The sequence below is a fragment of the Mycobacterium sp. 1245499.0 genome, from assembly GCF_001673615.1.
Taxonomy (GTDB): domain Bacteria; phylum Actinomycetota; class Actinomycetes; order Mycobacteriales; family Mycobacteriaceae; genus Mycobacterium; species Mycobacterium europaeum_A.
Window position 1 is genome coordinate 1 of the sequence record NZ_LZMG01000192.1, and the last position, 8,349, is coordinate 8,349.

An 8,349-nucleotide genomic window follows, 5' to 3' on the forward strand; every position below is an offset into this window, starting at 1 on the left:
CGGGGTTGACCACCCGGTTCACCCGGTAGATGCCGGCCTCCACCGGGACCCAGCCGAGCAGGTGGCGATCAAGGCCGAGGCGGGCGCCGGCACCGACGAACCGCTGCCGGAGACCTATGTCGACTACGAGACCAGCCCGCGCGAATACACGCTGCGTAGCATCTCGACGCTGGTCGACATTCACACCCGGGTGTCCGACCTGTACTCGAGCCCGCACGACCAGATCGCTCAGCAGCTGCGGCTGACGATCGAGACGATCAAGGAACGTCAAGAGTTCGAACTGATCAACAGCCCCGAGTACGGGTTGCTCGCGCAGGCCACGCCGGAGCAGACCATCCAGACGCTCGCCGGTGCCCCCGCGCCCGACGACCTCGACGCGCTGATCACCAAGGTGTGGAAGACGCCCAGCTTCTTCCTCACCCATCCGCTGGGTATCGCCGCATTCGGCCGTGAAGCCACCTACCGGGGCGTCCCGCCGCCAGTGGTCAGCCTGTTCGGTGCGCAGTTCATCACCTGGCGCGGCATTCCGCTGATTCCGTCGGACAAGGTCCCGGTGGAGGACGGCAAGACCAAGTTCATCCTGGTGCGCACCGGTGAGGAGCGGCAGGGCGTGGTCGGCCTGTTCCAGCCCGGCCTGGTCGGGGAGCAGGCGCCGGGTCTGTCGGTGCGGTTCACCGGCATCAACCAGTCGGCGATCGCGACTTACCTGGTCACCCTGTACACGTCCCTGGCTGTTTTGACCGACGACGCACTCGCCGTGCTCGACGACGTCGCCGTGGACCAGTTCCATGAGTACAAGTGAGTACCGAGCGGTAGACGCCGAAAGCGACCTGCCTATCAGCGCTGCGGAGCTTGCCGCGCTGGCCAGCCAGTTGTATGCGGCCAGCATCCGGCCGGGCCTGGACAGTCCACCGCAGTCGGCCCCGGTCGCGCCGCGTGGCAACGTGCCGGACGCGACGGCGGCGACGTCGGCAGGGCAGGCGGCGGCCGGCACGGCCGACGTCTACCCCGGACCGGTCCCGTTGGTCGGTGGCCACGACGTCTACGTTCCGGCTCCCACCTCCAGCGCACCGGAAGCCCCGCCGCAGACGGTGCCGGTGGCCCCGCGCGGCAGCGCCCCGGATGCCACGGCGGCGACCTCGGCCGGCCAGGCGGGCGCCGGGGCGGCCGACGTGTACCCGTCGCCGGTGCCGCAGCTGAATTTCTCCGACATCTATCTACCGGCGCCGACGTCGGCCGAACCCGACGTCCCGCCGCAGACGGCGCCGGTGGCCCCACGCGGGGGAGCGCCCGACACGACGACGCTGGCCGCCGTCCCGTGGTTCGGCGGTGAACCGGGTGCGTTCGCGGTGCCCGGCGGCATCGTGCCCACGGTGCCCGGTGTGTTGGCCGGAACGACACCGACCGTGCCCGCCGGCTCGCGCGGTTCGGCGCCGTCGTGGCTGCCCGAGGCGCCGGCCGTCACCGACCTGGGCTGGTCCGACGCGCCCGCGTCGGCACCGAACGCACCGGCCGGTGACGACGGGGACTACCACTTCCTGACCAAAGCCGCTCCCGTGCCGCGGCTTTCGGACGAGCACGAGATATTCGACGTCAACGCGGTCCGGGCGGACTTCCCGATCCTCAAGGAGATCGTCAACGGCAAGCCGCTCATCTGGTTCGACAACGCGGCGACCACCCAGAAGCCGCAGGTCGTGATCGATCGGTTGGCGCACTTCTACGCCCACGAGAACTCGAATATTCACCGCGCCGCGCACGAATTGGCGGCCCGGGCCACCGACGCCTACGAGGAGGCCCGCGACACGGTAGCCGATTTCATCGGCGCGCCGAGTTCCGAGAACATCGTGTTCGTCCGCGGTACCACCGAGGCGATCAACCTGGTGGCGCACGCATGGGGTGGCAAGCATCTGCAGCCCGGTGACGAGATCGTCATCACCCACCTGGAGCACCACGCGAATATCGTTCCCTGGCAGCTGATTTCGCAAAAGACCGGCGCGATCCTGAAGGTGGCCCCGATCGACGATGCGGGCAACCTGCTGCTGAGCGAGTTCGAGGAGCTACTGGGTCCGCGGACCAAGCTGGTCGCCGCGAGCCAGGTGTCCAACGCGTTGGGCACCGTGGTACCGGTGGACAAGATCGTCGAGCTCGGCCACCGCTACGGCGCCAGGGTGCTGATCGATGGGGCTCAGTCGATTCAGCACATACCGATCGACGTCGCCGAACTCGGTGCGGACTTTTTCGTGTTCTCCGGACACAAGATCTACGGCCCCACCGGAATCGGTGCGCTCTACGGCACCGAGGAGGCGCTGACCGAGACACCGCCGTGGCAGGGCGGCGGTCACATGATCGCCGACGTCACGCTGGACCGGTCGCTGTACCAGGGACCGCCGACCAAGTTCGAGGCCGGCACCGGCAACATCGCCGACGCGGTCGGGCTGACGGAGGCGCTGCGCTATGTGCAACGGTTGGGCGTCGAGCGGATCGCCGCCTACGAGCACGCCTTGCTCGAGTACGCGACGCCGCGGCTGGCCGACATCCCGGGCGTGCGCCTGGTGGGTACCGCGCAGGAGAAGGCCAGCGTGCTGTCCTTCGTGCTGGCCGGCCACGAGCCGCTCGAGGTGGGCAAGGCGCTCAACGCCGAGGGCATCGCGGTGCGCGCGGGCCATCACTGCGCACAGCCCGCCCTGCGGCGGCTGGGTCTGGAGGCCACGGTCCGTCCGTCGTTCGCGTTCTACAACACCTTCGACGAGATCGACGTGTTCCTCAAGGCGGTGCGCCGGATCGCCGAGGGCGGTACCAACGTCGGCTGAGCGGCCGGCGTGCCGAGCGCCCGGCCGGCCGGGCGTGGGGATCCGAGCGCCCGCCCAGCCGGGCGCGTAGCGCGATGCGGTTGAGGCGCTGAACCGTTAAGTTCCCGCACCCCAACCGAATACGCGCGACGTCAGCAGCACGATGCCGAGCGAGACGGTGGCGACGACGGTCAGCCCGATGACCGCGACGACCAACGGCCGCCACCCGGTGCGCGCGATCTGACGGATGTCGGTGTTGAGTCCCACGCCGGCAAAGGTCAGCAGGAAGGCCCATTTCGACACGTTGGCGAGGTTGGCGGTCTGGCCCTTGGTCAGCCACCCCGCCGTGGCGATCGCCGAGACCACCAGGAAGCCGAGCACAAACTTCGGGAACTTGCCCCAGATGAACGCGGTCTTGGCCTTGGCGCCCCGGGCGATCTCGTCGGCTTCCCCTCGCGCGGCCCAAAACAGCGCGAAGCCCAGCACGACGAAGCCGATCAGCGCGTTACGGGTCGACTTCACCAGCACCGCGATCTTGCCGGCGTGGTCGGAGTACAGATATCCCGTGGCGGTGGTTTCGGCGGTGTTGTCCACGGAAAGCCCGGCCCACAAACCGAATTCGTGGTCGGTGAGACCGATCGCGTGCCCCAACGGCGGCAACACGAACAGCGACACCGCGCCCAGCGCCAGGATCGCCGCGATCGCGTAGCTGACATCGGAGTTGCGGGCCCGGATCGCCCCCTTGGCCGCCACGATGGCCGACACCCCGCAGATGGACGTGCCGATCGCCAACAGCGAGCCGAGCTTGCCCGACAACCCGAACGCGCGGGCCACCACGATGATGATCGTCCCGGCAATGGTCATGTCCACCAGGATCTGCACCAGGCTGATGCCGCCGAGTTTGGCGATGTCGCCCAGCACGAACCGCGAGCCGAGCGCCACGATCCCGGCCTTGAGCCAGAATTCGTAGGTCAGCACGCCGGGGCGGAATATCGGGTGCAGGCCGATGGTATTGGTGATCAAGAGCCCAATCACGATCGCCCACAACACATATTCGATGTCGGGCACGGTCCAGTGCTGGTGCTTGGCCAGTGCGTTCCACCAGATCTGGGCGTACTTGCCCAGCACCCCGACGCCGATCAGCAGCAGGATGCCCGGCACATAGTCCAGGGGACGGGTGCTGGTGAAGGTGACCTCGTCCGACGTTTCGTCGGGTGCCGTGCGGACGGTGCTCACGCCGGTCACCAGGGGATCCTCGGAAGCACGTTGGCCACGGCCAACGCGACGATCACGCCCGCCACCGCGGTCGCCCACCAGTCCACCGACACCGAACCGAGCCGGGCCGCCCAATCCGGCCCCTGCGGAGCGTCGGGGTCCTTTCCGTTAGTTGGCACGCCTTCACCCACGATGACCGCTCCTCAAGCGCTTATGGCGGCGTCTCCCAGCCGCATCCGTTTGACGGAATGGTGGCGTCCGGGCACGCTACATCCAAGTGATTGGCTCGGGCTGAATTTAGCTCGGCCGGTCGATCAGGTTGGCAGGCCGTGCTTCTCGGCATCGGCCCGATAGCGGTCCACCCACTCGTCGGAGCGCTGGTCGGCCTGACGCTCCAGCACCGGCTCGGGCGCCAGCTGTGGATCCAAGCCCAACGCCTCCAGGATGGACCCCACCACCTGAGTCAGGTTGCGCCACAACACCGGATACGAGATGTCCATGGGTTCGATGTTTTCTTCGGCGAACCAGTTCCGCCAACCCTCTTCTTGCGCGCGCCACCTATCACGCCGGGGCCATCGCCCACGTCGTCACCATGCTGCGCGCGCATCCCGGACCGGGTCGGGCCGGCCGCGCCAGACCCGGGTCTGCACCGCCCGCCAGAACGACACCGCTTGGGAGATCACATCGGGCCGGTAGACGTGAATCAACAGCGGCTGCTCGCCCACCACATCCGTGATCGCCGCCAGCAAGCCGTCCCCGCTGCGGTCCGGCAGGTTCTTCGCACGGTCGAGCAGCAGTGGCGTCTGGTTCCACATCAGCTTGCCGCCCCACACCCCGTTCGGGGTCCGCCCGACCGTGCGGATGTAGGCCCGCCAGATCTCGGGCGGCGCCAGGTCGGGCGTCCCGACGTCCAGCGGGTCGAGCAGGCTCAGGATCGTCTCGTCCTCCACGCCGGCGAACCATTCCCGGGGCTGCGGGGACTGGCTGGTGGACGGCAGATACTGGAAGAACTCCTGCGGCTCGCCGGCGACGCCGGTGGCGCGCAGCGACTCGACCAGCAGCGTGCTGCCGCTGCGCTGCGACGCCAGCACCAGATATGACGACGGGCTATTGGTCACCGGCAGAGTGTATCCAGAACGCAAGAAACTTATCCGGGCTAGCGCGCTTAGGGTCAGGCTGAAGGAAACCATTGTGTTGAAGCGGTCTTGCCCGAACTGTGGCTTTCGGCGACGACAGCCGAACGGACGGTGGCCGTGGGTGCTCATCTGGTTTCGGAGCGGACGGAAAGCCGCGCCCGCGGCGCAGGCCGTGCTGCGTTGAGAAGCGCTGCGTTGCAAGCTGATTCGGCCTGCCACCCCGGTTTTCCCGTGCGCCGGACCCTTCGTCTGCGTGCGCCACCGGTCGCTACTCGGTCCGTCTGCCGGCCGCTGCTGCGGGGGCCGCTGCGTCGGGCCGGTTCCGACTAATCACGCAGGCCAGCGGCCGGATAGAACATCGGCGCAGGCCTGGCGGCGCCACCCAATATTTCTTCTTGTTGATTGCAAACCTGACGTCGGGCATCGTTTTGCCCGTACATTCCCTCATCTAGTGCGCTCAAGCAGACGCGGCGCAGGTAAACAGTGCTGTTTGCGTTAGGGCCAGCGAATTACCAACGTATAAACGCTGTTACGAAAATGGGGGTCGGGTTGAGTCAAAGACCTCCGTTGGGCTGGACGAGCAGCGTGAACGCGGCGGTCCTTGCGCGGCCCATGACCGCGCTGGGCCAATTCTTTCTGCTCAGCGCCGAGGCATTGGTGGCGGCGGTGCGCGGCCCATGGGCGTGGCGCGAAGTGCTCGAGCAGATTTGGTTTGTCGCCCGCGTTTCCATTTTTCCGACGATTATGTTGTCGATCCCGTACACGGTGCTCATCGTGTTCGTCCTCAACATCCTGTTGGTCGAGATCGGCGCGGGCGATCTGTCGGGTGCCGGCGCCGGGTTGGCGTCGGTGACTCAGGTGGGACCGGTCGTCACGGCGATGGTCGTCTCGGGTGCCGGGTCGACGGCCATGTGCGCGGATCTCGGCGCGCGCACCATCCGCGAGGAGATCGACGCGATGAAGGTGATCGGCGTCAATCCGATTCAGGCACTGGTGGTTCCGCGCATCATCGCGGCGACGTTCGTCGCGGTTCTGCTGTACTCGGTGGTGGCGGTCACCGGGCTGACCGGCAGCTACATCTTCGTAGTCTTCGTCCAGCACGTCACGCCCGGCGCGTTCGTCGCGGGGATGACCCTGGTCACCGGGCTGCCGCAGGTGGTGATCTCGCTGATCAAGGCGACGCTGTTCGGGCTGTCCGCCGGCCTGATCGCCTGCTACAAGGGCCTGTCGGTGGGCGGTGGCCCGACCGGCGTCGGCAACGCGGTGAACGAAACCGTGGTCTTCTCGTTCATGGCCTTGTTCTTCATCAACATCCTGACCACCGCGCTCGGTGTGAAGGTGACGGCCAAATGACCGACGCCGCCCGCGAGCCCTCGTGGTTCGTCAACCTTGGCCCCCGCCTCGCGGATTCCACGCGGAAGCTGGGCGAACAGACCGCCTTCTACGGGCAATCCCTGACCGCCACCGTCGATGCGGTACGGCGCTACCCGAACGAACTGCTGCGCCTGATCGCCGAGATGGGAATGGGCACAGGGGCGTTGGCCGTCATCGGGGGCACGGTCGGCATCATCGGGTTTCTCACGCTGACCACCGGCGCACTCGTCGCGGTACAGGGTTACGACACGCTGTCCAACATCGGCGTCGAAGCGCTGACCGGCTTCCTCTCCGCGTTCTTGAACGTGCGGATGATCGCGCCCTGCACCGCCGGTCTGGCACTGGCCGCCACGATCGGTGCGGGGGCGACCGCGCAGCTGGGCGCGATGCGCATCAACGAGGAGATCGACGCGCTGGAAGTCATGGGCATCCGCGCGGTCACCTATTTGGCGTCCACCCGGATCATCGCCGGCATCCTGGTCGTCATCCCGCTCTATGCCGTCGCCGTGCTGATGTCGTTCGTCGCGGCGAAGTTCCTCACGATCTACGTGTACGGGCAGTCACGAGGCGTCTACGAGCACTACTTCGCCACCTTTTTGCGCCCCACCGATCTGTTCTGGTCGTTTTTGGCGGCGCTGACCATGGCGGCCGGGGTGATGGTCGTGCACACGTATTACGGCTTCACCGCCACGGGCGGTCCGGCGGGCGTCGGGGAAGCGGTCGGTCGGTCGGTGCGGTCGTCGATGATCGTCACGGCCTTCGTGTGCCTGATGATCTCGCTGTCCGTCTATGGGCAGTCCGGCAACTTCAACCTGTCGGGATGACCGGATGAGCACTCACAAAGCCGACGGGGCGTTCCAGCGAAACAGGACCCGCCACAGCAAGATTGACCCGATCTGGTGGGCACCCACTTTGTTCATCCTGATCGGTGGCCTGATCGCGATGACCGCGGCCTCGTTCTCGGGCAAATTCCAGGCCTTCGTCCCGCTCACGCTGGTGTCCGATCGCGCCGGCCTGGTGATGGAAGACGGCGCCAAGGTCAAGCTGCGCGGCGTCCAGGTGGGTCAGGTCGCGTCGATCGGCACCGACGTGAAGACCGCTCGGCTGCAGCTGAAGATCCAACCGGACGCCTTCAAGTATCTGCCAAGCAACCTCGAGGCCGAGATCAAATCCACCACGGCGTTCGGCTCGAAATACGTCGATCTGATCGTTCCCGACCATCCCAGCCCGGCATCGTTGAAACCCGGCGCGCTGTTGCGCTCGCGCAACGTCACCGTGGAAGTGAACACCGTCTTCGAGAACCTGCAGTCGGTGGTCCAGGCGCTCGACCCGGCAAAGCTGAACGCGATCCTGTCGGCCTTCGCGCAATCCGTGCGCGGCAAGGGCGACCGGCTCGGACAAGCGATCACCGACGCCAACAACGTGCTACTCACCGTCAACCCGCGCATGGACACCATCGGAAAGGACTGGCGGCTGTTCGGCAAGACCACCGCCATCTACTCCGATGCGGCGCAGAACATCTTGTCCATCCTGGACTCGGCGACGACGACGAGCGCGACCATCACGGACGACCAGCGCTCGCTGGATTCGTTGTTGCTGTCGGCGATCGGCTTCAGCCAGACCGGCATCAACGTGATCGGCCGCAACGAGTCGAACATCGTGCGGTCCATGAACCTGCTCGATCCGACCATGGCCCTGCTGGAGAAATACTCGCCGACCTATACGTGCCTGTTCCAGGGTGCGCAGTGGTACGTCGACCATGGTGGCCGAGACGCGTTGGGCGGCAATGGTTATTCGGTGATCCTCGACGCGGCGCTGCTGTTCGGCGACGACCC

7 protein-coding genes and 1 pseudogene are annotated in these 8,349 nt (G+C 66.8%); 5 read left to right on the plus strand and 3 right to left on the minus strand.

Features of this window, described 5'->3' with window-relative positions; all coding sequences use genetic code 11:
- Nucleotides 1-802, plus strand: an 802-nt coding sequence (locus A5646_RS11215) for a family 2A encapsulin nanocompartment shell protein (RefSeq protein ID WP_066880008.1), incomplete at its 5' end; no start/stop codon positions are given.
- Nucleotides 789-2,810, plus strand: a complete 2,022-nt coding sequence (locus tag A5646_RS11220; RefSeq protein ID WP_066880010.1) for a family 2A encapsulin nanocompartment cargo protein cysteine desulfurase — start codon at nt 789-791, stop codon at nt 2,808-2,810. The genes A5646_RS11215 and A5646_RS11220, both read left to right, overlap by 14 nt.
- A 96-nt stretch (nt 2,811-2,906) precedes the next feature.
- On the opposite strand, the gene A5646_RS11225 is transcribed toward A5646_RS11220, so the two are convergent.
- The 3 genes and pseudogenes from A5646_RS11225 to A5646_RS11230 form a co-directional block, all read right to left on the minus strand.
- Nucleotides 2,907-4,037: a YeiH family protein gene (locus tag A5646_RS11225; RefSeq protein WP_067021736.1), complete on the minus strand. Its 1,131-nt coding sequence runs from the start codon at nt 4,035-4,037 to the stop codon at nt 2,907-2,909.
- A complete protein-coding gene (locus A5646_RS29410; protein ID WP_165827908.1) occupies nt 4,031-4,183 on the minus strand; it encodes a hypothetical protein in 153 nt (50 codons plus the stop codon). Before A5646_RS29410 ends, A5646_RS11225 begins: the two co-directional genes overlap by 7 nt.
- A 135-nt stretch (nt 4,184-4,318) precedes the next feature.
- Nucleotides 4,319-5,122: pseudogene (locus A5646_RS11230) on the minus strand (Stf0 family sulfotransferase).
- Nucleotides 5,123-5,725: 603 nt separating this feature from the next.
- On the opposite strand from A5646_RS11230, the gene A5646_RS11235 reads away from it, so the two are divergent.
- The 3 genes from A5646_RS11235 to A5646_RS11245 all read left to right on the plus strand — a co-directional run.
- Entirely contained in the window at nt 5,726-6,493 is a 768-nt protein-coding gene (locus A5646_RS11235; protein ID WP_066869640.1) for an ABC transporter permease, read from the plus strand.
- Nucleotides 6,490-7,338: an ABC transporter permease gene (locus tag A5646_RS11240; RefSeq protein ID WP_066869643.1), complete on the plus strand. Its 849-nt coding sequence runs from the start codon at nt 6,490-6,492 to the stop codon at nt 7,336-7,338. The genes A5646_RS11235 and A5646_RS11240 overlap by 4 nt, the downstream gene beginning before the upstream one ends.
- Nucleotides 7,339-7,342: 4 nt before the next feature.
- Nucleotides 7,343-8,349 (plus strand): MCE family protein (locus tag A5646_RS11245; RefSeq protein ID WP_066869646.1); only part of this gene is annotated, 1,007 nt, incomplete at its 3' end.